This window comes from Nonomuraea sp. ATR24 (genome assembly GCF_041950485.1).
Classification (GTDB): domain Bacteria; phylum Actinomycetota; class Actinomycetes; order Streptosporangiales; family Streptosporangiaceae; genus Nonomuraea; species Nonomuraea ceibae.
Window position 1 is genome coordinate 123,968 of the sequence record NZ_JBGNUU010000016.1, and the last position, 23,645, is coordinate 147,612.

General features: G+C 71.8%; 21 protein-coding genes. 12 read left to right on the top strand and 9 right to left on the bottom strand.

All coding sequences use genetic code 11. From position 1 onward, the window contains the following. Positions 1–17: 17 nt before the first annotated feature. Positions 18–914 carry a VOC family protein gene (locus ACBI99_RS32495; protein ID WP_375074211.1) on the top strand — a complete coding sequence of 299 codons (897 nt, stop codon included), beginning with the start codon at positions 18–20 and terminating at the stop codon, positions 912–914. Positions 915–972: 58 nt separating this feature from the next. On the opposite strand, the gene ACBI99_RS32500 is transcribed toward ACBI99_RS32495, so the two are convergent. Further along, entirely contained in the window at positions 973–2,031 is a 1,059-nt protein-coding gene (locus ACBI99_RS32500) for a methyltransferase domain-containing protein (RefSeq protein WP_375074212.1), read from the bottom strand. A 77-nt stretch (positions 2,032–2,108) separates the two neighbouring features. Beyond that, positions 2,109–3,341, bottom strand: coding sequence for an MFS transporter (locus ACBI99_RS32505; RefSeq protein WP_308125597.1), 1,233 nt, complete (start codon positions 3,339–3,341; stop codon positions 2,109–2,111). A gap of 91 nt (positions 3,342–3,432) precedes the next feature. Between ACBI99_RS32505 and ACBI99_RS32510 the strand changes: the two genes are divergently transcribed. Then, entirely contained in the window at positions 3,433–4,029 is a 597-nt protein-coding gene (locus ACBI99_RS32510) for a helix-turn-helix domain-containing protein (RefSeq protein ID WP_375074213.1), read from the top strand. Here ACBI99_RS32510 and ACBI99_RS32515 read toward each other — a convergent pair. The 4 genes from ACBI99_RS32515 to ACBI99_RS32530 are packed head-to-tail and all read right to left on the bottom strand — an operon-like array spanning position 4,021 to position 7,335. Next, complete coding sequence (locus ACBI99_RS32515; RefSeq protein ID WP_375074214.1) at positions 4,021–4,884, bottom strand: aminoglycoside phosphotransferase family protein; 864 nt, start codon at positions 4,882–4,884, stop codon at positions 4,021–4,023. The genes ACBI99_RS32510 and ACBI99_RS32515 overlap by 9 nt on opposite strands. Positions 4,885–4,920: 36 nt before the next feature. After that, positions 4,921–5,436 (bottom strand): VOC family protein, encoded by a 516-nt coding sequence (locus tag ACBI99_RS32520; protein ID WP_357585982.1) that lies wholly within the window; start codon positions 5,434–5,436, stop codon positions 4,921–4,923. Between the two features lie 26 nt (positions 5,437–5,462). Next, positions 5,463–6,419 (bottom strand): helix-turn-helix transcriptional regulator, encoded by a 957-nt coding sequence (locus tag ACBI99_RS32525; RefSeq protein ID WP_375074215.1) that lies wholly within the window; start codon positions 6,417–6,419, stop codon positions 5,463–5,465. A 22-nt stretch (positions 6,420–6,441) separates the two neighbouring features. Beyond that, complete coding sequence (locus ACBI99_RS32530; RefSeq protein ID WP_375074216.1) at positions 6,442–7,335, bottom strand: MBL fold metallo-hydrolase; 894 nt, start codon at positions 7,333–7,335, stop codon at positions 6,442–6,444. An 82-nt stretch (positions 7,336–7,417) separates the two neighbouring features. Here ACBI99_RS32530 and ACBI99_RS32535 point away from each other — a divergent pair, with 82 nt between their 5' ends. From ACBI99_RS32535 to ACBI99_RS32570, 8 genes are all read left to right on the top strand, one after another. Next, a complete protein-coding gene (locus tag ACBI99_RS32535; protein ID WP_375074217.1) occupies positions 7,418–8,293 on the top strand; it encodes a LysR family transcriptional regulator in 876 nt (291 codons plus the stop codon). A 30-nt stretch (positions 8,294–8,323) separates the two neighbouring features. Further along, positions 8,324–8,923 carry a dihydrofolate reductase family protein gene (locus ACBI99_RS32540; protein ID WP_357585990.1) on the top strand — a complete coding sequence of 200 codons (600 nt, stop codon included), beginning with the start codon at positions 8,324–8,326 and terminating at the stop codon, positions 8,921–8,923. An 82-nt stretch (positions 8,924–9,005) separates the two neighbouring features. Next, entirely contained in the window at positions 9,006–9,719 is a 714-nt protein-coding gene (locus ACBI99_RS32545; protein ID WP_219500027.1) for an ABC transporter ATP-binding protein, read from the top strand. After that, positions 9,716–10,459, top strand: coding sequence for an ABC transporter permease (locus ACBI99_RS32550; RefSeq protein WP_219500029.1), 744 nt, complete (start codon positions 9,716–9,718; stop codon positions 10,457–10,459). Before ACBI99_RS32545 ends, ACBI99_RS32550 begins: the two co-directional genes overlap by 4 nt. Before the next feature lie 33 nt (positions 10,460–10,492). After that, positions 10,493–10,855 carry a hypothetical protein gene (locus tag ACBI99_RS32555; RefSeq protein WP_375074218.1) on the top strand — a complete coding sequence of 121 codons (363 nt, stop codon included), beginning with the start codon at positions 10,493–10,495 and terminating at the stop codon, positions 10,853–10,855. 185 nt (positions 10,856–11,040) lie between these two features. Next, positions 11,041–13,035, top strand: coding sequence for an ABC transporter ATP-binding protein (locus tag ACBI99_RS32560; RefSeq protein WP_375074219.1), 1,995 nt, complete (start codon positions 11,041–11,043; stop codon positions 13,033–13,035). 11 nt (positions 13,036–13,046) lie between these two features. Further along, entirely contained in the window at positions 13,047–14,864 is a 1,818-nt protein-coding gene (locus ACBI99_RS32565; RefSeq protein ID WP_375074220.1) for an ABC transporter ATP-binding protein, read from the top strand. Between the two features lie 357 nt (positions 14,865–15,221). Next, on the top strand, positions 15,222–15,899 hold the full coding sequence (locus tag ACBI99_RS32570) for a hypothetical protein (protein ID WP_357585999.1): 678 nt from the start codon (positions 15,222–15,224) through the stop codon (positions 15,897–15,899). Positions 15,900–15,913: 14 nt separating this feature from the next. Here ACBI99_RS32570 and ACBI99_RS32575 read toward each other — a convergent pair whose 3' ends face one another. Continuing rightward, positions 15,914–17,293 carry an extracellular solute-binding protein gene (locus ACBI99_RS32575; RefSeq protein WP_375074221.1) on the bottom strand — a complete coding sequence of 460 codons (1,380 nt, stop codon included), beginning with the start codon at positions 17,291–17,293 and terminating at the stop codon, positions 15,914–15,916. Then, the gene (locus ACBI99_RS32580) at positions 17,290–18,894 is read right to left on the bottom strand and encodes a hypothetical protein (protein ID WP_375074222.1); all 1,605 of its coding nucleotides are present in this window, start codon (positions 18,892–18,894) and stop codon (positions 17,290–17,292) included. Before ACBI99_RS32580 ends, ACBI99_RS32575 begins: the two co-directional genes overlap by 4 nt. A gap of 18 nt (positions 18,895–18,912) precedes the next feature. Here ACBI99_RS32580 and ACBI99_RS32585 point away from each other — a divergent pair, with 18 nt between their 5' ends. Continuing rightward, entirely contained in the window at positions 18,913–19,251 is a 339-nt protein-coding gene (locus tag ACBI99_RS32585; RefSeq protein WP_375074223.1) for a hypothetical protein, read from the top strand. A gap of 60 nt (positions 19,252–19,311) precedes the next feature. Continuing rightward, positions 19,312–21,897, top strand: coding sequence for a hypothetical protein (locus tag ACBI99_RS32590; RefSeq protein ID WP_375074224.1), 2,586 nt, complete (start codon positions 19,312–19,314; stop codon positions 21,895–21,897). Here the strand turns inward: ACBI99_RS32590 and ACBI99_RS32595 are convergent, their stop codons facing one another. Continuing rightward, on the bottom strand, positions 21,898–23,445 hold the full coding sequence (locus ACBI99_RS32595) for a CBS domain-containing protein (RefSeq protein ID WP_375074225.1): 1,548 nt from the start codon (positions 23,443–23,445) through the stop codon (positions 21,898–21,900). Between the last annotated feature and the right edge of the window lie 200 nt (positions 23,446–23,645).

Here is a 23,645-nt window from a genome sequence, read left to right on the forward strand (position 1 = left end):
CACCGAAGGACATCGCCATGAACCATTGCGAAGCCCCCGACATCGACTACATCGACCACACCGTCCTCATCACCACCGACCTCCCCGCCGCCTCGGCCCGCTTCGGGGCGCTCGGCTTCACCCTCAGCCCCGCCTCGCCCCACCACCTGGCCGAACACCCCGGGGGCCCGCTGATGCCCACCTGCACCGCCAACCGGTGCGCCTACTTCGGCCGCTCGTTCATCGAACTGCTCGGCATCGTCGACCCTGCCGCCCCCGACCCGTGGGGCGTACACCACCTGCGGCGCACCTACCGCGGCCTCTTGATGACGCTCGGCTCCCGCGACATCCGCACCACCGCTGCCCGGCTCAACGCCGCCGGACTCGCCTCCACCGGCATCCGCGCCCTCGAACGCCAGGTCGACACCCCCGACGGCCCCCGCACCGTGCGCGCCGACAGTGTCCGCGTCGACCCCGCCCACACCCCCGGCGGCGCCCTCCAGGCAACCCAGCAGCTCACTCCCCAGCACGTCCACCAGCCCCGTTACCTCGACCACCCGAACGGCGCCGTGGGCCTGCACAGCGTGCTGCTGGTGGTGCCCGACGACGAGCTGGACGTGCACGAGGAACGCCACGCCCGCATCCTGGACGCCGACGTATGGATCGACGGCACCCGGCGGGTGCTGCCCCTGCGGGAGGGGCGCGTCGAGATCATCCCGCACTCAGCCCTGGACGAGGTCCTCCCCGGGCACGTCCTGCCCGGCCTGCCCCTGCTGGCGGCCCACACCGTGGCCGTACGCGACCTGGGGCACGCCCGCAAGCTCGTCGAGGGCAACCAGATCGCCACCCGCGCCACGCCGGACGGCTTCTACGTCCCGGCCGACGACGCCTGCGGCGTCCCCCTCGCCTTCACCCAGGCCGGGACCACCGGCTGAGGCGCGGGGAAGGCGCCTGCCCGCCACCCGGTTCCGGTGGCGGGCGGGCGATCTCAGGTCACGCCGGGGACGAGGGGCCGATGACGTGGTCCGGGGTGTCGAGCCAGATCTGCTGCCCTTCGCCGGTGACCGTGACGCCGTAGCGGTCGCGGGCCGGCCGGCCCCATTCCACCCAGGTCAGGTACGCGTCGGTGACCTCGTCCCACAGCCGTCTAGTCCCATGGCTCGCCACGGCGAACCCGCGGCGGCCCTGTCGGTAGCCGGTCGTCGCCCATGATCCGTCGCCGTCCCATACCCGTACCTCCATCGTGTCGTCACCTTCACTGGTCGTCGTGCTCACCACGCCGGGCACAAGGGCGGCTATGGCCACGTCGGCTCCGTAGTCGTCCCAGGCGACGTCGCGGGGGTCGATCGGCGTGGTGCGGTGTTCGGGGCGGTCGCCGAGGCGGTCGGGGGCCGGGTGGCGCTGGGCGCGCATCATCATGGAGCCGGCCGATCCCACGAGCCGTCCGACCGTGCGGTCGCGGCCCACGGTGAGCCGCAGCAGGTGGCCGTACGCCCAGCCGGGTGACCACGGCGTCACGATGACGCCGCCGGGGCGGGTCTGCTCGACCCACGCCCACGGGACGCGCTGGACGCCGCAGGTCGCGTGCACGCGATCGTACGGAGCTCCGGCCGCGTGGCCGAGCGCGCCGTCGCCGACCACCAGGTGCGGGCTCCGGCCGCTGACGGCGAGGTTCTTGGCGGCCTGGTCGGCGACCGCCGGGTCCACCTCCACGGTGGTGACGTGCTCGTCCCCCAGCCGGGCCGACAGCAGGGCCGCCGTCCAGCCGGTGCCGGTGCCGACGTCCAGCACCCGCTGCCCGTCGTGGACGTACAGGTGGGCGAGCGAGGCGAACACGGCGCCTGGGGCCGAGAGCGACGACGTCCACGAGCCCTCGCCCGTCGCAGGGTCGCCCGCGCCGTCGTCGGCCTGGGTGATCAGGGAGGCGTCGGAGTAGACGCTCTCCCACCAGGCGTCGGGGTCGGTGTCGTACGCCTTCCGCCACTCGGGCGGCAGGTCACCGGCCGCCTCGAGCCGCTCGGCCAGGAGCCCACGGAGCCCGGCCTCGGTCATGTCGATCTCCCTCGCCTGGACGGACGCCCAGCGTGACCGTATGACTACCGCGGTGGTTGGGCAAGGCGTCCGTCAGGCTAGACATGCGTGGCCCTGCGGGAGGTTGTGCGGTCGAGGAGGATGAGCGGGATGAGGGCGGCGGCCAGGGCGGCGCCGATCCAGGGGACGGCGGTGAGGTCGGCGCCGGTGTTGAGTGCGGCGCCGGCGAGCACCGGGACGAGGCTGATGCCGAGCTGGAACGCGGACACCGTGGTCGCTCCGGCGAGCGTCGGCGCGGCGGAGGCGATGGCGAAGACGCGGGCGTAGATGGCCGGGTTCAGGACGAACCCGGCGATCCCGAGGAGCAGGACGAGGGGGACGACGGCGAGCGCGTACCGGGCGAGAAGGGCGAGCAGGACGGACACGACGAGGATCCCGATCGCCCCGGTCAGCAGCGCGTGGAAGGGGCGCCGGTCGGCGATCCTGCCGCCGGCGGACAGCCCGGCGAACGCGCCGATGCCGAACAGCGCGAGGACCGCGGGCACCCAGACGCCGGGCAGGCCGGTGACGCCGGTCAGCAGCGCCGCCAGGTAGTTGAACGAGATCATGTACGCGGCGGTGCTGAGGATGGTGGCGGCGAAGACCGTCCACAGCTGTGGGCGGCGCAGGGTGCGCAGCTCGCGGCGTACGCTCGGCTCCACGCCCGCGCTGGTGGCGGGCATCGCGACCAGGGCGGTGACCGCTCCGGCGACGGTCAGGGCGACGACGAGCCAGAAGCCGCCGCGCCAGCCCGCGAGGTGGCTGACCAGCGCGCCGGCCGGGCCGCCGGCGATCATCGCGAGGCTGAGCCCGCTGACGACGACGCCGGACGCGCGCGCGGTGCGGTCGGGTGTGACCAGGCCGACGGCGGTGACGGCGGCGACGGCCCAGTAGCCCGCGTAGGCGAGGCCGCTGGCGAAGCGGCTGGCCAGCAGCACCGGGTAGTCGTCGGTCACCAGCCCGATCGCCACCGAGGCGGCGAAGACGGCCTGGGTGGTCACCAGCGTGGTGCGTCGCGGCCAGCGCAGGCTCAGGATGGCGAAGGGCGGCCCGCCGACGACGACGCCGATGGCGAAGGCGGAGATCAGCGCGCCGGCGGCGGGCAGCGTGATGCGCAGGTCGTCGGCGACCGCGGGCAGCACCCCGGCCAGCAGGAACTCCGCGCTGCCCATCGCGAACAGGCTGAAGGCCAGCAGGTAGACGCCGAACGGCAGCCTTCCCCGCGGGGCCGGTGGGGGACCGTCGGCCTGCCGTGTGCTGTCGCCGCCCGGTTCCTCGGTTGTCTTGATCACGGTGATCACCTCCGCGCCGATGGTGCTGGGGACGCGGATCGGGCAGCAACTTACGTTGCCATTTCTGGGACGTCGGCGGTGGAATAGGTCTATGGACGAGCAATCCCCGGACCGGCCGCCGATCGCCGCGACGCTGGCCGAGGTCGGCCCCCGGCTCCGGCGCATCCGCGAGCGGCGCGAGGTCAGCCTGTCGGCGCTGGCCGAGGCCACCGGCATCTCCAGGAGCACGCTGTCCAGGCTGGAGACGGGCCAGCGCCGCCCCAGCCTGGAGCTCCTGCTGCCGATCGCGCTGGCCCACCAGGTGCCGCTGGACGAGCTGGTCGGCGCGCCGGCGGTCGGCGACCCGCGCGTCCACGTCAGGCCGCGGGTGCACAACGGCCGAACGGTGATCCCGCTGACCACCGAGCCGGGGCCGCTGCAGGCGTGGAAGTCGATCATCCCGGCCGACCAGAACCGGCCCGAGCTGGTCACGCACGAGGGTTACGAGTGGCTGTACGTGCTGTCCGGGCGCATGCGGCTCGTCGTGGGCGATCGCGACCTGGTCATGAAGGCGGGGGAGGCGGCCGAGTTCGACACCCGGCTGCCGCACTGGTTCGGGCCCGCGGGGGAGTCGCCGGTGGAGGTGATCAACCTGTTCGGCCGCCAGGGGGAGCGCATGCACGTCCGCGCGAGGCCGCGTTCACGCTGAGGGGTCCAGGGCGGCGGTGATCTGGCGGGCGGTCTGCGCGGCGACGCGCGGGCTGGTGGCGGCGTACGCGGTGTAGGCGTTGAGGCCCGTCGCCAGCGCCCAGCCGCGCCCGCGCAGCCAGGTGGCGTCGTCCACGCCGAGCGCCGCGCGGAAGACGGCCCGGCTGCCGGGTGACATCAGCGTGAAGGCGATCATCAGGTCGCAGGCCGGATCGCCCACGGCGAGCCCGCCGAAGTCGATCACCGCGCTCAGCCGCCCGCCGTCGACCAGCAGGTTGCCGGTGTGGAAGTCGCCGTGCACCCACACCGGCGGACGGTCCCAGGCGGGCGCGGCCAGCGCCGCGTCCCACAGCGCGGTCATCGCGGCGGCGTCGAACACGCCGCCGGTCGCGGCGATCGCCGCCCGCGTGTCGCGGTCGCGGCCGGACAGCGGCTCGGTGCGCAGCCCGGCGCGCGGCGGCACGGGGGTGAGCCGTTGCAGCGCGGTCAGGAACGCCGCCAGCTCGACGGCGGCCTCGGCGGAGTCGCCCAGCGTCTCGACGGTCGCCACCTCGCCGGTCAGCCAGCGCGACACCGCCCACGGCCACGGGTAGCCGAAGGCGGGCTCGCCGACCGCGACCGGCGCCGGGACCGCGAGCGGCAGGTGCGGGGCCAGCCGGGGCAGCCACGCGGCCTCCTTCGCGGCCTGCCCGATGGCGCCGTCGTGGCGGGGCAGCCGTACGGACAGCTTCTCGCCCAGCCGGTAGATCACGTGGTCGGAGCCGGCCGGGTCGAGCAGCTCCAGCGGCAGCCCGGCCCACTGCGGGAACTGCGTGTCGACCAGGCGTCTGGCCAGCTTGTCGTCGATCAAGGGCACGTACGGCTCCTGCGGTCGGGACGGGTCCGGACCATCTCAGCCCGTACGCGGGCCCCTTGTCGACCGGATTTCGCCGCCGAAGAAGTCGGTCTCCGGGTTCTGCATGTACTCCATGGCCGCCGCGAACCCGGGGTCGCTCCAGCGGCGCTCCAGCTCCTCGGCCGTCACGTCCTCGATGCGGGTCTGGATCCACCACAGATTGCCGTACGGGTCGCGCACCCGGCCCACGAGGTCGCCGAAGGCCAGGTGGGTGACCTCGCTGACCACCACGCCGCCGGCCTTGACCGCCTGCCGCAGCACGGCCCGCGCGTCCTCGACGTACAGGCGCAGGAACGCGGGCGTCGGCGGCCAGCCGGGGGGCGAGTCGAACAGCATCACGATCGCGTCGCCGATCCGCACCTCGGCGTGGCCGATGACGCCGCTGTCGTCGACGACGCGGCCCAGCTCCTCGGCGCCGAACGCCTCCGTCAGGTAGTCGATGAGGGCGGCGGTGTCGGGGGAGATGATCCACGGCGTCACCGTCGTGTAGCCCTCGGGCTTGAAGTTCGTCATGCCCTCGACCGTAGGAGCCGTATAGGTCAGTTTCTGTCCTGAGCGGCACGCAGGGTTCTGGCGGCCAGGGCGCGCAGGTGTTCGACCAGCTCGGGCGGCTCGTGCACGTCGAACTCGCAGCCGATCGCCAGCAGCCGGAACGCCAGCCAGTCCAGCGTGTCGCCGCGGCTGCGGATCAGGCAGCGGCGCTCGTCCAGGGGCTCCAGCTCGGTCGCGTCGCCGAGCCGCACCGCGACCTGCTCGATCGGCGCGTGCAGCGTGGCGACCGCCTGGTAGGTGGGCGCGAGCGCGTTCAGCCGGGAGGTGACGAAGTCGGCGGCGTCGTCGGCGGGGAGCTGCCGGGGCGTGGCGCGGGCGCCGGTCGGCCGGGGCTCCTCGACGCGGTCGACGCGGAACGTGCGCCAGTCGTCCCTGTCCAGGTCGTACGCCACCAGGTACCAGCGGCGGCCCACCGTGACCAGGCGGTGCGGCTCCACGTGACGCCTGCTCTCCCGCTCCGCCCGGTACAGGAAGCGCAGGCGCTCGCCGTGCGCGGCGGCCGTGGCGAGCACGGTCAGGAGCTCCGGGTCGATGCCCGGCCCGGAGAGCTGCGGCGCGGGCGCGGTGGCGGTGTTCAGCGCGCCGACGCGGTGGCGCAGCCGCGACGGCAGCACCTGTTGCAGCTTGGCCATGGCGCGGACCGACGCCTCGTCGATGCCGTCGACGGCGTGCCGGGTCACGGTGCGCAGGCCGACCGTGATGGCCACCGCCTCCTCGTCGTCGAGCAGCAGCGGCGGCATCGCGGTGCCCGCGACCAGGCGGTAGCCGCCGTCGCCGCCCCGGGTGGCCTCGACGGGGTAGCCGAGCCCGCGCAGCCGTTCGATGTCGCGGCGAATGGTGCGCCCGCTGACCCCCAGACGTTCGGCCAGCTCGCTGCCGGGCCATTCGCGCGGGGACTGCAGCAGGGACAGGAGCTTCAGCAGTCGTGCGGAAGTGCCGGACATGCTCCCCAGGATGCCACCGGGGTCAGGCGGCGCACATGCAGACGACGCCCTTCTCGATCCACTCGCGGCCCTCCCAGTCCGGATGCCGTTCGATCATCAGGGCCGTGATCTCGGCGACCATCGTCTCCTCGCTCATCGCGGAGTCGCGGCGCGCCCAGGTCTCGTCGCGCAGCAGCCGCAGGTAGTCGCGCACGTCGGCCAGCAGCTCCGGCCCGCCGCAGTCGCCGTGACCGGGCACCACCACCCGCGGGCGCGTGGCGATCAGCCGTTCCATCACGCCGATCCAGCCGAGGCCGGACACGTCCGTGTCGTGCGGCGGGAACCACGGGAAGATCGCGAACTGCCCCGCCTCGACCAGGTCGCCGGTGAACATCACCCCGGCGTCCGGCACCGTCACCACCTGGTCGCCGCGGCTGTGCGCCCGCCCGGTGGCCTCCAGCCGCACCGTCCGCCCGCCCAGGTCGAGCTCGTACGAGCTGTCGTAGACCAGGTCGGGCACGGGCAGCTCGACGCCCTCCAGCTGCCGGGCCACCGGCTCGCCGAGCCCCCGGAACATCTCCAGGTAGCCCGCGCCCTTGGCGGCCAGGTCCTCAGCCTGGGCCCGGTTGATCAGGTACGTGGCCTCTCCCGCGAACGCCTGGGCGCCGAAGGCGTGCTCGGGGTGGAAGTGGGTGCTGGTCAGGTAGAGCCTGCGGCCCCTGGCGTACTCGGCGGCGAAGCCCAGCACGGTCTCGGCGTTGCGCGGGCCCATTCCGGTCTCGATCACCAGCACGGAGTGCGTACCGCCGACGAGGCCGACGTTGGGCACGAGCTGGACGCGCCGGTCCGGGATCACCACCAGGTCGCGGGCGAGTTCCCGCACGTCGGTGAGCTGCACGACGGGTTCGGTCATGGGGCCGGTCATGGAGTCGGTCATGGGTCCAGTGCAGCGCGCGGCGTGCGGCGGCGTCCAACACCGGTCGCGCAGCGCCGATACCGTCCGGGTATGGTCGCCGGTGATGGACCTGCGTTCGCTGCGCTACTTCGTGGCGGTGGCCGAAGAACGACACTTCGGGCGCGCCGCCGCGCGGCTGCACATGACCCAGCCGCCGCTGAGCCGGGCCGTCCAACGGCTGGAGGCCGATCTCGGCGCCGTCCTGCTGCACCGCACGCCCACCGGGGTCACGCTCACCGACGCCGGAGCCGTCCTGTACGACGAGGCGCGGGCGCTGCTGGAACAGGCCGAGCGGCTGCGCGCCAGGGTCTCCACCGCCACGCTCACCATCGGCACGCTGGCCGACAGCGTCGAACAGGCGGGCGACCGGCTCGTCGCCGGGTTCCGGGCGCGGCACCCGGCGGTCCGCATCCACATCCGCGAGGCGGACTTCACCGACCCGACCGCCGGGCTGCGGGCCGGGCTGGTCGACGTCGCGCTCACCCGGACCCCGTTCGACGAGACCGGCATCGCGGTGCGCGTGCTCCGGACCGACCCCGTCGGAGTGGTCCTGCGCGCCGACGACCCGCTCGCCGGGCGCGACAGCCTGCGCCTGCGCGATCTCGACGGGCGGCGCTGGTTCCGGCTGCCCGAGGGGACCGACCCCGTGTGGCGCGCCTACTGGGTCCGCGGCGACGGCCCCGTGGTGCGCACCGCCCAGGAGTGCATGCAGGCCGTGCTGTGGAACGGCACGGTCGGGCTCACGCCGCTGGCCCACGAGCTGCCCGACGGGCTCACGTCCGTCCCGCTCACCGACCTGCCGCCCAGCCGTCTCGTCCTCGCCTGGCGGCGCGGCGACGCCAACCCGCTCGTCAGGTCCCTCGTCGCCTTGCCGGATTTTCTTCAGAAAAAAGCTCCCGGCCGTGTCAAGGACGCGCAAGCGGCTACGACCTCCTCATGAAAACGAGCCTCACGAGCTGAAGGAAAGACCATGAGCAAGGTGACCTGTGACCTGGCGATCTCCCTCGACGGCTACGCCGCCGGGCCGAACCAGACTCTGGAGAACCCGTTCGGCGACGGCGTCGGCGACAGCCTGCACGAGTGGATGTTCGCCGACCCCGAGGCCGAGGAGGTCAAGGCCATCACCACGGCCGGCGCGTACATCATGGGACGCAACATGTTCAGCCCCGGCCGCGGCGACTGGGACCTCGACTGGAAGGGCTGGTGGGGCGACGAGCCGCCCTACCACGCGCCGGTCTTCGTCCTCACCCACCACGGGCGCGAGCCGCTGGAGATGCTCGGCGGCACCACCTTCCACTTCGTCACCGACGGCATCGAATCTGCCCTCGACCAGGCACGCAAGGTCGCGGGCGCGGCCGACGTCGCCATCGCGGGCGGCGCCCGCACGGTGAACCAGTATCTGGCCGCCGGGCTGATCGACGAGCTGCGGCTGCACATCGCGCCCGTGGTCATCGGGGCGGGGGAGCGGCTGTTCGACGGGGTGGGGCCGATGACGCTCGAACCCGTCAAGGTCTCCGGCAACAGCATGGTCACCCACGTGACCTACCAGCGACCTGGGTCTACGGCCTGACATACCCAGGTCTACTTTCCGGTCGGCAGCGCTCGACCCGGGACTGATGAGGTACGCGCCCGAATTCGATGAACTTGGGCGCATGATCGAGCTCAGCAACCTCACCAAGGCCTACCGGGATGTGAAGGCGCTCGACGACGTGTCGTTCACCGTCGAGGCGGGCAGCGTGACCGGGTTCCTCGGGCCCAACGGCGCGGGCAAGTCGACCGCGCTGCGCATCCTGGCCGGTCTCGCGCGGCCCACCTCGGGCTCCGCCACCGTGCTCGGGCAGCCCTACGCCGCGCTGCCCAACCCGGCCGCCCAGGTCGGCATGCTGCTCGACGCAGGAGCCCAGCATCCTGGCCGCACCGGGCGGGAGGTGCTCACGCTCGGCGCGATGACGCTCGGGCTGCCCGGAAGGCGCGTCGAGGAGGTGCTCGACCTCGTCGGCCTGTCACGCAAGGAGAGCCGCCGCACCGTGGGCGGCTACTCTCTCGGCATGCGCCAGCGGCTCGGCATCGGCCACGCGCTGCTCGGCAGCCCCCGCGCGCTCATCCTCGACGAGCCCGCCAACGGCCTCGACCCGCAGGGCATCCAGTGGATGCGCGGGCTGCTGCGCGGCCTCGCCGACGCGGGCTGCGCCGTGCTGCTCAGCTCCCACCTGCTGCACGAGGTGGAGCAGGTCGCCGACGACCTCGTGCTGATCGGCCGGGGCCGCGTCCTCGCCCACGGCAGCCCCGCCCAGCTCAGCCAGGGCCGCACCCTCGAAGAGACCTTCCTCGACCTGACCTCCCACGCCGACCGGAGCCACGCATGACCGCCACCGCCGCGCCGATCCCGTTCCCCAGACTGCTGGCCGTCGAGACGCGTAAGCTCTTCGACACCCGCAGCGGCAAGGTCATGACCGCGATCCTGGCCGCCCTGACCGTCGCCGCCATCGCCGCCCGCGGCCTGGTCGCGGGCCCCGACTACCAGTTGCTCCTCGGCACCGCCGGGATCGGCTACGGCACGCTGCTGCCGGTGCTCGGGATCCTCACCGTCACCGGCGAGTGGAGCCACCGCACCGCGCTGACGACGTTCGCGCTCGAACCCCGGCGGTGGCGGGTGATGGCGGCCAAGTGCGTTCCGCCGCTGGTCACGGCCGTGGTCGCCGTCGCGTTCGCGATGCTGGTCGCGGTCCCGGTCACCGCCGTGATCGCCGGGGTCGAGGGCGTGGCGGCCTCCTGGGAGATCGACGTGGCCGCCCTGCTCGGCTGGACCGTCAGCTGCGTGCTCGGCGTCGCCATGGGGCTGGCGCTCGGGCTGCTGCTGCTCAACGCGCCCGCCGCGATCGTCATCACCCTGACCTCGACCCTCGTGTGGAGCACTGTCCGCCTGCTCGGCGACGTCGGCGCGACGCTCGCCGAATGGCTCGACCTCAACACCGCCGCCACGCCTCTCATGGACGGTGAGCTGACCGGTGGTGACGCCCTGCGGCTCGCCGTGGCGGCGACGTTCTGGATCGTGCTGCCGGGGGTGGCCGGGATGATCCGGGTGGCTCGCAAGGAAGTGACCTGACATGGGGTGGCTTGAGGTGGTTACGATCACCGGATGTCCAAGAAGGCGCCGATCTCCCGCCGGGTGCTGCGGGTGATCGCTGCGGGGGTCAGCGTGTGCGCCCTGGTCGCCGGGGCGCTGGCCGACTACGACGAGCTGGCCGGGTTGCCGGTCGGCACGCCGTGGACCAAGCGCTACGCGTTCGGGCTGATGCCCATCGGTGACGCCTTCCTGGCGTGGTCGAAGACGGCCCTGCCGTGGGTGACGCCGCCGCCGTCCCCGCCGGAGGCGACCGTCTCGCCCTGGTGGCGGGCGCTGTTGCCGGCGTTGCTGCTGGCGATCGGGGCCGCCCCCTGGCTCCCGGCCGTGATCCGCCGCCGCCGGGCGTCACGGGCGGTGCGCGCAGTACGACGGTGAGCCCGCCAGCGGGGCTTCCGGAGCGGTGCGGATTCCCTGACCCGGGCCCGCCGGGGATGGGCGCTGGGCCTAGGGAAACGCGGCGTACCAGGCATTTCTGGGTGGAAAAGCGTTGGGATTCTGTCGGTGCCGAGTGGTAGAAAACAGGGTCGTTGTCCGCCATACCGCGGCCGGGGGGCTTGCACGTGACCACCACGAGTTCGGAGTTCTCCGTCGACGGTCCCCGCTACAACCGGCGCGGCCCGGTGCGCTGGCTGTGGTCACACCTGCGCCGCCACCCGCTCCAGCTGCTCGGCTTCCTCGGCGGGTCGCTGGTCATGGTGGTGCTCAACGCCATGGTGCCGCAGTTCACCGGCGGGGCGTTCGACGCCGTGCTGGGGGAGCGGGCCGAGGCGATCCACGCGCTCGGGATGATCGCGCTCACACTGCTGGCCGTGGTGACCGTTCGGGGGCTGTTCGACCTGGTGGCGCGGCTGTCGAGCGAGGTGCTGGCCAAGCGGCTGGAGCGCGACGCGCGTGACGAGCTCTACGTCAGCCTGCTGGGCAAGAGCCAGACCTACCACAACCGGCAGCGCGTCGGCGATCTGATGGCCCGGGCGGCCAACGACATCCGGCAGCTGTCCATCATGATCACGCCGGGGGTCGACCTGATCGTCGACTCCGGGCTCACCGGGCTGGTGCCGCTGTTCTTCATCGGCGCGATCGATCCGCGGCTGCTGCTGGTGCCGGGGGTGTTCGCGGTGCTGTTCGCGGGCGCGCTGTGGCACTACATGCGGCAGCTCAACCCGGTGGCCACGCGGATGCGGGAGGAGTTCGGCGACCTCAACGCCGGGCTCAACCAGGCCGTGCGCGGCATCGAGGTCATCAAGGTGACCGCGCAGGAGGGACAGGAACGGCGCAGGTTCCAGGTGAACGCCCGCCGCTACCGCGACTCGTTCGTACGCAACGGGCTGGTGCAGGCCCGCTACCTGCCGACCCTGCTGTTCGCGTTCGCGATGGCCGGAGGGCTGTGGCACGGCCTCCACCTCCAGGGCACCGGCGTGATCACGCTGGGCGAGCTGGTGTCGTTCATGGGGCTGCTGGCCATGCTGGGGTTCCCGACGCAGATGTCGATCTTCACGTTCTCGCTGGTGCAGCTCGGCATCGTGTCGTCCCGGCGCATCCTGAACGTCATCACCTCGGAGACCGAGCTGGAGCAGCGGGCCGACGCCCACAGCGCGCCGATCACCGGCGAGATCGTCTTCGAGAACGTGACCTTCGGGCACGACGAAGGCGACCCGGTGCTGCGCGGCGTGACGTTCACCGTGAAACCGGGCGAGACGGTGGCCATCGTCGGCGAGACCGGGTCCGGCAAGAGCACGCTGACGAAGCTGGTGCCCCGCATCTACGACGTCACCAAGGGTCGCATCCTCGTCGACGGGGTCGACGTGCGCGACTGGGACCTCGACTCGCTGCGTTCGCAGATCTCCACGATCGAGCAGGACATCGTGCTGTTCTCCCGCTCGGTCGCCGAGAACATCGCCTTCAGCCTCGGGCAGCGGGCCGAGCGTGAGGCCGTCGTCCGGGCGGCCGAGGACGCGCAGGCGGCCGAGTTCATCGCCGAGCTCGACGACGGTTACGACACCGTCATCGGCGAGCGGGGCGTCACGCTGTCAGGCGGGCAACGGCAGCGGCTGGCGATCGCGCGGGCGCTGCTGACCGACCCGGCGATCCTCGTGCTCGACGACTCGACCAGCGCCATCGACTCCGCCACCGAGGACAAGATCCAGCAGGCGATCGGGCGCATCCTCGACGGGCGCACCACGCTGCTCATCACCCACCGGCTCTCGCAGATCCGATGGGCCGACAAGGTCCTGCTGCTCAGGCGCGGCGAGCTGGTCGACTACGGCACCCACGACGAGCTCATCGAGCGCAGCCGCCTCTACCGGCGGATCTTCTCCCACTACGACGAAGTCGGCGTGAACGACGCTCCCGTCCACGAGACGACCGAAGCGACCGGTACGGCCTCCCCAACGGGAACGGCGGAAGCGGCTGACACGGCCTCCTCGCCCGGAGCGGCCGGGACGGCGGAAGCCTCCGAGGCGGCCGGAGCCACCGAGGCGGTCGGCGCTGCCGAATCGGCCGATGCCGCTGGGATGACTGAGAACGTCCAGGGTGGGGCGTGGGGAGGGCAGCGCTGATGGGGTTCCTGATGGACGGCCTTGAGGCCGAGGACTACGACCGCACCTACAACGACCGCGATCTGCTTCGCCGCATCCTGTCCTACTTCCGCCCCAAGCTGGGCGCGATGTTCGTGGTCGCGACGATGATCGTGCTGACGTCGATGACGCAGGCGGCGATGCCGCTGGTGGCGAGCTGGGCCGTCGACGCGATCAGCGACGGGACGATCGGCGAGGTGGGCTGGCAGCTCACGCTGGCCCTGCTGCTGGCGGGGGCGCTGGGCTGGGCGTTCAACTACGTACGGCAGCGCAACAGCTCCAGGGTCACCGGGGATGTGGTGCTGCGCCTGCGTGAGGACGCGTTCGACGCGGTGCTGGAGCGTGACCTGTCGTTCTATGACGAGACGCCGTCCGGCAAGATCGTCAGCCGGGTGACGTCCGACACCGACGATTTCGCGACGGTGTCGACGTTGACGATGGACCTGATCAGCCAGGTGCTGATGGTGGGGTTCGTCACGGTGCTGCTGTTCGTCCGGAGTGTGGAGCTGGCGCTGCTGACGCTGCTGGTGGTGCCGGTCGTGATGGGGCTGGCGCTGCTGTTCAGGCGGCTGGCGCGGGCCAGCACCCGTAAGGCGCAGCGGTCGCTGAGCCGGGTCAACGCCAATCTCCAGGAGACCATGGGCGGCATCGCCGTGGCCAAGAACTTCCGCCAGGAGCAGCAGGTCTACGACGAGTTCCGGCCGATCAACCGGCAGAGCTATCAGGTGACGCTGCGGCAGGGGTTCGTGTTCTCGGCGATCTTCCCGGTGCTGTTCCTGGTGGCGGGGCTGGCGTCGGTCGCGCTGGTGAAGTTCGGCGGTGACGCGGTGCTCGGCGGCGGGCTGACGGCCGGTGACTGGTACCTGTTCCTGCAGGGGGTGTCGCTCTTCTGGTTCCCGCTGACGTCGATCGCGGCGTTCTGGTCGCAGTTCCAGCAGGGGCTGTCGGCGTCGGAGCGGGTGTTCGCGCTGATCGACGCGCCGCCCCGGGTGGTGCAGACGGCGGCGGACGACCCGGGCAGGCTGGCGGGCCGGATCGAGTTCCGGAAGGTGACGTTCGGCTACGACGCCGCCCACCCGGTGCTGCGTGACTTCGACCTGGTGATCGAGGCCGGCGAGACGGTGGCGCTGGTGGGCCACACGGGCGCGGGCAAGTCGACGCTGAGCAAGCTGATCACCCGGTTCTACGAGTTCCAGGCGGGTGAGCTGCTGATCGACGGGCGGGACATCCGCAGCCTCGACCTGCCCGCCTACCGCAGGCAGATCGGTGCGGTCCCGCAGGCTCCGTTCCTGTTCAGCGGCACGGTGGCCGACAACATCCGCTATCCGAGGCCGGCGGCGACCGACGAGGAGGTGCTGGCCGCGGCGACGGCGGTGGGCGGCGGCGACTGGGTGGACGCGCTGCCGCACGGGCTGCGGACCGACGTGGGCGAGCACGGCAGCGCCCTGTCGATGGGCCAGCGCCAGCTCGTCGCCCTGGCCAGGCTGCTCGTGCAGGACCCGGCGATCGTGGTGCTCGACGAGGCCACGGCCAGCGTCGACCCGCTGACGGAGGCCCAGATCCAGGAGGGTCTCGACACGGTGCTGGCGGGCCGTACGTCGATCGTGATCGCCCACCGGCTGTCGACGATCGAGCACGTCGACCGCATCATCGTGCTCGACCACGGCCGGATCGTCGAGGAGGGCGACCACGCGACGCTGCTGGCGCGGGGTGGCCGCTACTGCCAGGTGTACAACACGTACTTCCGTCACCAGTCGCCCAACTATCGGGCGGGCACCGGCTTCGTCCCCGTGGGAGCCCCAGTCGATTGAATGATTCATGTTTCCGTTCCGGTGTTTTCCCCCGGTCAGCGGAATTTCCGAAGCATTCTGTAGTGGGATGATTACGGGGAATTTCAGGCTTGACAGGCGCTTTGTTGGGGCCGAAGCTTCATGAAGACGGCGCTGATCGAGCGTTTGTCAGCCGCCATTCGCAGCGTTCGCGGAATTTCCTGTGGCGTTCTGTTGGACGCTCGGTGGCTGGGGGGTGGAAGGGTGTTGCGGCGGCCTCTTCGGGGGTCGCCGCAACGCCTATAAATCGGAATAAATTCCCCCGATATAATCGCCGGGCGCCCTCTTTTACCCGGGGCATGCGTTTGCCGGGCGGACCCGTGGCAGAGAACAACGGGCATGAGAAGAATCGCAGCCGCGCTGCTCGCTGCCGCCTGCGCGGGGCCGGTATTCCTTCCCCCGCCCGCCGCCACCGCGCACACCGCGCACACCGTGAAACCGGAGCGCGCCGCATTCACCCAGCCGCCGGAGCCGAAACTCCGCGCCGACCGCGCGGGCCGCACCGGCCGCCACGACCACGCTGACCGCGCCGGTCGCCACGGCCGCTCCGATCGGCTGGATCGGTTGCGGCGGGCGATGGCCAAGTTCCGCGATCCCCCGGTCGCCGAGCGGTACGGCTATCGGCCCACGGACAACTGCGCGGAGCATCCGTACAAGGACGCGAGCGGCAGGCGGCTCGGCGGGATGGGCTATCACTACGTCAACCCCGCGCTGGCCGGGGACCAGGACATCGACCTGTACCGGCCGGAGGTGCTGGTCTACGTCCCGGACGGGCGCGGCGGGCGCAGGCTGGGGGCGGTCGAGTATTTCAAGAACGACCGTGACCAGCTCATCGCGACGGCCGACGACCGCCCCCGGCTGCTCGGCCGCCCGTTCCAGGGGCCGATGGAGCCGCACGAGGACGGCATGGCGATCCACTACGACCTGCACGTCTGGCTGTTCAAGCGCAATCCCAAGGGCCCGTTCGAGCCGTGGAACACGCGCGTGACCTGCCCGGCGCAGGACGTCCGGAGCTGACGAAGGCGGCCCGGTCAGCAGGCCGGGCTGTCGCCGGTGACCCTGCCGTCCAGGGCCTCCCGCAGCATGTCAGCCGACGACAGGAACGTGTCGCGTACCACCTGCTGCTCCCACACGCCGCGCGCGCACCGCCGGAACGACTCGCTGAACTGGGCGTAGTAGGGCGACTTGGGTCTCGGCTCGGCCCGCTCGACCGACTGCCTGGTTGCGGCGGCGAGCTGGGCGAGCTCCTGCGCGGTCGGTGCGATGATCTCCGCGCCGCCCTCGTACCGGCACGGCGCGCCGCGGCCCGCCTGGAAGCCGTCGTAGACCGAGGCCAGCACCGGCCCGTAGCCGCCGCAGGCGAACAGGTGGGACTGCACCTCGTCACCGGTGAGGTGCTCGATGAGGTGTTTGGCCGGTTGCAGCTTGTCCGGGGGGATGTGCGCGGAGATGGCCAGCACCGAGCCGCCGAGGACGCCGCCGCGCCCCGGCGGGGCGTGCACCTGGAAGCGCAGCTTGCCGTGCTCGTCGCGCATGCGCGGGTCGGCCGCGAGCTGGTGGTAGGCGATCGGCCAGTTGCGCATGTAGGAGACGGGCCGGACGCCGACCCAGCCGTCCTTGAACGCGGTGGTGCTCGCGTCCTCGTCCAGGTGGAGGGATTCGCGCAGCACGGGCACGTCGGCGCCGGTGCCGAACGCCTTGCGGGTGGGCGACTTCAGCGCTCCCCAGCTCGCCTCGTCGAGGACGACGCCGGTGCGCTCGGCGCCGTCGAGCACCCGCCCGCCGCCGAACTCGATCGTCTCCAGGAAGTTGATCGTGCCGGCCTCCTTGTCGCCGAGCTGCAGCAGGTAGCCGCCGGAGGTCACGTCGGTCCGGCGGTACTCCAGCGGCGCGTCGGCGGCGAACGGCACGCCGTACTGCTTCCCGTCGATCTGGGCCGCCCGCAGCGGGCCGGGCAGGAACGTGCCGGGGTCGTCCAGGTCGATCGGCCGGATGTAGCCGTGCCTGGCGAACTCGGCCACCCACGCCAGGTCGAGCACGAGCACGTGATACTGGCAGCTGCCGGCCTGGGCCAGCGCGGCCATCTGGGCGCGCCGCACGTCGGTGCTGCCGGACAGCTCCAGGAGCTTGGCGGGCGGATGGCCGGGCGGCTTCCTGACGCGGTTCCACTCGTCGAACTTCTCGCGCCGGACGCTGCCGGTGCTGATGTCGTCGCCGGTGGCCACGAGCAGGGCGCCCTCGTCGCCGCAGTCGGCGGGGGCCGTCGTCGGCACCGGGACCGGCGTGACGGGCGGCGTCGGCTTGGCGGCCGGCGGCGCGGCGCCCGAGGGCCAGAACACCCGCATCGTGAACGCCACCACGAGCGCGCACGCGAACAGCACCGCGAAGGGGCGCAGGTCCTCGCTTCTCATCGCCAGCTCCGAACCGTGATGATCGCCCGGGTGATCGTCTCCGTCACCCGGTCGCCCGCCAGCACGCAGTGGTACGGCTTGCCGGTGCCGATCAGCTCCGGCACCGCGCACCGGTTCTGTCCGAAGACGACCACGTACAGGCCGGAGACCGAGGAGGCGTCCTGGAGCGCCCTGCCGATGGCCAGGGCCGCGCCGTCGCCGTTCTCGTTGTCGAACAGGCGGCCGTCGGTGAGCAGCACGACGGGCGAGGCCGCCGACGCGCCCCGGTCACCGAGCCTGCGGAGCGCGGCGGAGACGGGCGCGTCCCAGCGGTCGAACGGGGTGTCCTCGATCATGGCGGACACGGCGCCGAGCTGTTTGCGCGTGCTCTGGGCGGCGATCGCGGTCACGTCCGCCCGGCCGCCGGCCTCCGGGCTGCCCAGCGCGAGCACCTCGACGTGGTCGCGCGGGCCGAGGATGCGGCTCTGGCCGCGCAGCGCCTCGGCGGCCTGGACCCGTACGGGCCGGTCCGCCGAGCCGGAGGTGTCGACGAGCAGCCGCAGGTCGAGCTCGGGCCGCAGGTGGTCGAGCAGCCGGGTCTCCAGCTGGGCGAGCCTGCCCTTGTCGGCCTTGACCGTGCCCGCTACCTGGGTGCCGGGGAAGAGCTGCCGCGCCTTGAGCCATTCGCCGAACTTCCTGACGAGCTCCTGCCGCCCCTTGGACGCCTGGCCGCGCAGGCTCACGCCGACGTAGTGGTATTCGAGCTTGCTGAACGCCGGGTGGTGGACCGCGATGAGCCGTTCGCCGCCGCCGGTGCCCGCGCAGCCGGGCACCCGGCCCGCGTTGTAGTCGTCGACGCTGTGGCTGGGGACCAGCAGGGCGATCTTCGGCCCGCCGGGCAGCTCCCGCGCGGCGGCGTTGGGCGCCGACAGCCGGCTGAACTCGCACAGCAGCGCGGTGACGGTGTCGGCGCCGAGCCCTTCGGCGACGAGCTCGTTCTCCAGCTTCTCGTACGCGCCGGGCGACAGCTTCAGCCCGCGGACCAGGTCGTCGGTGCCGATCAGCGCGCTCATCGAGGTCTCGGGGAACGGCCGGGCGATCGTCATGCCCATCTTGTCGCGCAGCGTCGCCCACACCTCGGACAGGGGATAGCGGTCGGGGTACTTCTGGTGGTCGAGCAGCTCCTCGCGGCGGCTCTCGGTCATCGCCAGAACCAGCTCGTCCTGGCCGACGACGAGGTCGGAGCCGCCGTCGCCGAGCCAGGGGACGCCGTCACCGCGCAGCTCGTCGGGGCCGGTCGAGGAGGTGGCCACCCAGGCGTCCGGCTGGAGGTCGTACAGGCGGGCGTAAGGGCGGCCGCGCCGGTCCTCGACGCGCTCCCAGTTGTTGGCGAACGCGTCACGCAGGTGGATCGGGGGAGGCGCGGCGGCCACCGTCATGTGGACGGCCGGGCATCCCTCGGCGTCGCGGTTGTCGTGCACGTACTGCCTGGTGAGCCGGTCGAGCCCGGCCAGGTTCTCGGGGGCGGTGATCAGCCGCAGCTCGGTCGGGGCGGGGCAGGCGCGCTCGGGCTCCGGGCTGATCAGGAAGCCCGCCCACAGGCCGGTGAGCGCCACGAGCACGCCCGACGCGATGCGTGAATGCCGCCTGACGAATATCGGAATGACTCTAATGAGAGATATGGCAAGAAAAAAGAGCGCGATGCCGCCGATCGTCAACAGGGACACATAGGGCGGCAGCGTGTCGTAGAAATTGATGAGCGGCTGAAGAAGGAAGCCCAGGACGGTGCCGACGACGGCCGCGATCATCGGCTCTCCGATGCGCTCCCACCGTCTTCGGTTATCTGGCTGATTATCGCCAAAACGTGCCATATGAGGGGATGCCTTCATGTGATCCGGGATACAGCCGAGCCTAATCCCAAACGAGCACCCGCACGCCCCGGTTCGCCGACGGCTGTTTTCCCGATTTCCGGCGGGTGACCTTCGAAGCCTTTACAGTCCTCACCACCTGCACATGTCGAGGGCTCCACGGGGGCGGCGGTGGAACTGCAAGAGGTGCTGGCGGAGCTCGCGATCAGGGACCGCCTCCGGCGCGGCAGGATCCGGTACGGCAGGCGTACCGGCCCCCTGGTGCTCCAGATCGAGGGCGGCGAGGCCGAGACCCGGGCGTGGCTGGAGGAGTTCCACCGGTCCTACTCGGGCGTCGCGCCCGTCAACGAGCCGGCCGACGTGCCCGCCGCGCCCAAGCAGGTCGCCGACGAGCTGCTCGACATCGCCCAGGGCTGCGGCTACGACGGGCGGCCCGCCTACCACCTGCCTATCGTGTTCCCCCGGTTCGCCGTCGCCTACACGGTGCTCGTCGCCTGGGAGCCGGACGAGTCGCGGCGCACCAGGGCCGACCTCAACGCCGAGCTGGAGGAACGGGTCAAGCAGGCGATCGGCGAGGCCCGGCGTGACGTGCTGCGCCGGGTGCGCCAGCGCTTCGGCGGCCTGACCCGCGACCCGTACGTGGAACAGCAGCTCGGCGGGCTGGTGGGGTTCGTGCTGCGGGTGGCGGGGGCGTGCCGGTTCCCGCACTTCCGTACCGTGCGCTGGTATCGCACCAAGGGATTCGGCACCCGGCCGCTGCGCACCACCCGGGTGCTCATCCGCGAGCTGGCCACCTGGCGGAAGAAGGAGGCGCACGAGCAGGAGCTCCTGCTGGTCGACGCGATGCTGGCCGACATCGACGCCCACTACGGGCTCTTCCGCCGGCTCAACCGGGCGCGCCGGCCCGTCGTGCTGCTGCCGGCCGTGGACCGGGTGCCCGCCCGGCGCGTGATCAGGGACACGCTGCTCGCCGCCTACGACGGCAAGTCACGCGGCCTGCGCGTGCATCCCGTCGTCATCGCCACCTCCGCGCCCGGCGGGGCGCCGCCGCCGCGCGGCGACAACGAGCCCGTCGCGGCCGGCGCGCTGGCCGAGGCCGTTCCCGCGCTGTTCGCGCGGCGGCGCGAGGTCGCCGAGGAACGCAGCCGCGACCGCGACGTACCGCTGCCCAGCAGGCTGCTGCGGGTGACGCTCGGCGCCGGCGCCCCCGCCAGGAAGCAGCGCGTCGGGCGCGTAGGCCCGGTCACCGCCGCGACCGTCGCGCTGGCCGGGGCGGGCCTGCTCGGCTACGCCGCGTTCGTCGTGTCCGGGCCCGAGAGCTGCGGCGAAGGGCTGGAGCTGATCGGCGCCGAGTGCGTGGGCGTCTCCGACGGCACCGACGTGTTCATGCCCGCCGTCAAGGGCATGCGCGAGGTGTTCGGCAGGATCGAGGCGGAGAACGAGCGGATCGCGACCGCCGAGCACGCGACCGTCGCGCTGATGATCCCGATGGAGTCCGGCATCCCGGCCGTACGGGAGCAGATCCTCAGCGAGGTGCAAGGCGCCTACCTGGCCCAGCTCCGCGTCAACGGCCCCGAATCCGCCAAGCCGCCCATCCGCCTCGTCCTGGCCAACCCCGGGAACGGCTACGCCCACTGGCGCGCCGCCGTGGACAAGCTCGTCACCCGCGAACCCCGGCTGCGCGTCGTCGCCGGGTTCAACCTGAGCCTCGGCGACACCCGTGCGGCGATGGCCCACCTCGCGCAGCAGGGCATCCCCGTCGTCGCCGGCCTCGTCACCTCCGGCGACTTCGCCAACCCCGAATCCCAGAACCGGGCGGCGGACCCGTTCCCCGGGCTGACCCGCGTCGTCTCGACCGCCCGGCAGCAGGCCGACGCCCTGCTCCGCGCCGACCCCGCCCTCGCGGGCGCCGGGACCGCGCTCGTCGCCGACACCCGGCCCGGCGACAACTACAACGCCTCCCTGCGCCAGGCGTTCACCGAAGCCAGGAAGGGCAGGACCGGCTCCGGGGTGCAGGACATGACCTTCGCCTCACCGGGGCTGGAGGAAGCCGGCATCACCCCGAACAAGTTCGCCGACTTCGCGCTCAACCTCTGCCAGTCCAACGCCCGATTCGTCTACTTCGCCGGCCGGGCCTTCCACCTGAAGCTCTTCATCAAGACCCTCGCCGGCACGTACTGCGCCGGCAAGAAGTCCTACACCGTGATCACCGGCTCCGACGCGACCACGCTCGCCAGCCGCCTCAGCGACGCCGAACGCGCCCTGCTCCGCGGCGACCCGGGTGTCGGCAGGCCCGCCGTCTCCGTCGAGTACGCCGCCCCCGCCCACCCCGACGCCTGGACCGCCCAGGGCCCCGACGTACCCCGCTACCTCGCCGAACCCCGCCAGGCCATGCTGGAGCTCCGCGAGTCCGCCGCCGCGCTCGGCAACGTGGACCTGACCGACGGCCGCGCCATCGTCACCCACGACGTCATCCTCACCGCCGCCCGCGAACTGGCCAAGGCCGTCGCCCTCTACGGCACCGAGCTCCCCACCACCGACCAGATCAAGGACGGCCTCCCCAGCCTGCACGCCGCCTACCGCATCCAGGGAGCCAGCGGCTGGATCTGCCTCACCAACGCCGGCAACCCGTACAACAAGGCGCTCCCGGTCGTCCGCCTCGACGCCGCCACCGGCCGCCCCCACCTCAAGACCGTGGCCTGGCCCCTGGGCACACCCCCCGAGAACAACTGCGTCGTCCCCCAGACCACCCCCTGACTAGGGTCGCGGGTCCACAATCCGGAGCATCTCGATGAACCCCTCCACCTTGTCGAGAGTCTCCGCGTCGAGCGGATCCGGGGCAAAGTGCATGAGCTCGTTCCGGACGCCACGTATGACCTCGAGCAGTTCCAGGAACAGCGCGTGATCGAGCGGCCATTCCATGCGATCCCAGTGCGCCGGTGACTTCAGCAGGTGCTTGTACGCGCCGAACGTCAGATCGTTCGCTGAGGTGATCTTGGAAGGCTTGAGCGCGGACGCCCGCAACTCGTCGAGGGTGAAGACCTCGTCGGCGCGCCTCCGCAACCGCCGCTCGGCCTCCTCGACCAGGACGAAAGGCCGGGCCAGCTGACCGAACTGCTGGGTCAGATCGGCCGCCGTGATGATGCCGATGACCCTCCTGTCCGAGTCACAGACGAAGACGAACCCCTTGTGGTAGATCTCCGTCACCTGGCTCAGCAGATCCTGGTGATGATCCACCGATGCGGCGGCACGGTCGATCACGTCGGAGACGGTCTGGACCGCCGTCTTCCGCATGGTGGCCTTGCCGATCGACTCCCAGCTCACTGCCCCGAGCAGGATCCCGTTCTCGTCGATCACCGCGAGCTGCGAATACTTGCCGCTCAGCATCTTGGTGTGCGCGATGCTGATCCCGTCCTCGGCGCGTACGCAGACCACACCCTTGTTGGCCGACTCCAACTGGCCGACCCGCAACGTGATGGCGGGCAGATCGGGCGCATCCTCGACGTCGGCGCGCAGCGCCTGTGAGGGGACCGGGCTCGTACCGTCGGGCTCCTCACCGACGGGAAGGAGCTCGATGACGTGGTCGAACCACCCCTCGGTGAAGGACGGCCGCGTCGTCACCCCCATGGCGGCGAGGTCCGCCTCGATGCGCGCCACCGAGGCGGCGGTGCGGCGCGTCACTCCCCACCGCTTGAGGAACTCGCGGATGGTCAACCGGATCGGCTCTCCCGAACCGCTGGAGACGACCCCGCTCAGGAGCTCGTGCGGAGTCGCGAAGCCTTCCAGCATGGTCATCTCGTCCGAGGTGGGCCCGGGATCGACACCATCCTCGACGAGGCGCCCGATCCGGCGGGCAGCCCCGAAGCGGCTAAGTGCGCACACCGTGAGCAGGGAGCTCATGCTGTTGCGCAGATCCTGCTCCACGGCGCTCTTCGGTACGTCGGCACGCAGCCACTGCACCGGCCTCACCTGGCGGAAGCCGGGCTCAGCCTCGCCTCGATAGGTGTAAGGCCCGGTGACCCGGCCGATGGCGACCGCCTGCTTCGTCTTCAGAGGGCACACGACGAAGTCGCCCTCCTGGATCTCCCGCAGGAACCGCCACAACTGTCCGGTCCAGTTGGACAGCGTCGCCTTGCCCTCACCTTGGTAGGCCTCCTGCAGCATCTTCGCGATGTCGGTGCGGTCCTGGCATGCGCTGAGATCGCCAAGTTTCGACCATCCCAGAATCGCTTGCCCCTTCTCCAGGGCCGCGCTCTCCCGCTGCCCTGTTTCGCCGAGCCGGACCAACCATGCGCGAGACGCCATGGACACTCACTTCCCCGAGCGGATGCTGTCTGGGCTTATCGGCCAGAGCTGCGGCAGCGTTTCGGTAGGCATCCGTTCCTATCGGTTGGGATATGCCAGCATCCGGTGGAGGAAATCGCACCCTGGGAGGCTGTGGGGGTCGCAGGGGCTGGAGGGCTTGCCACCAAGGCACAGACAGCGCGGCCCATCGTGGCGAGGTG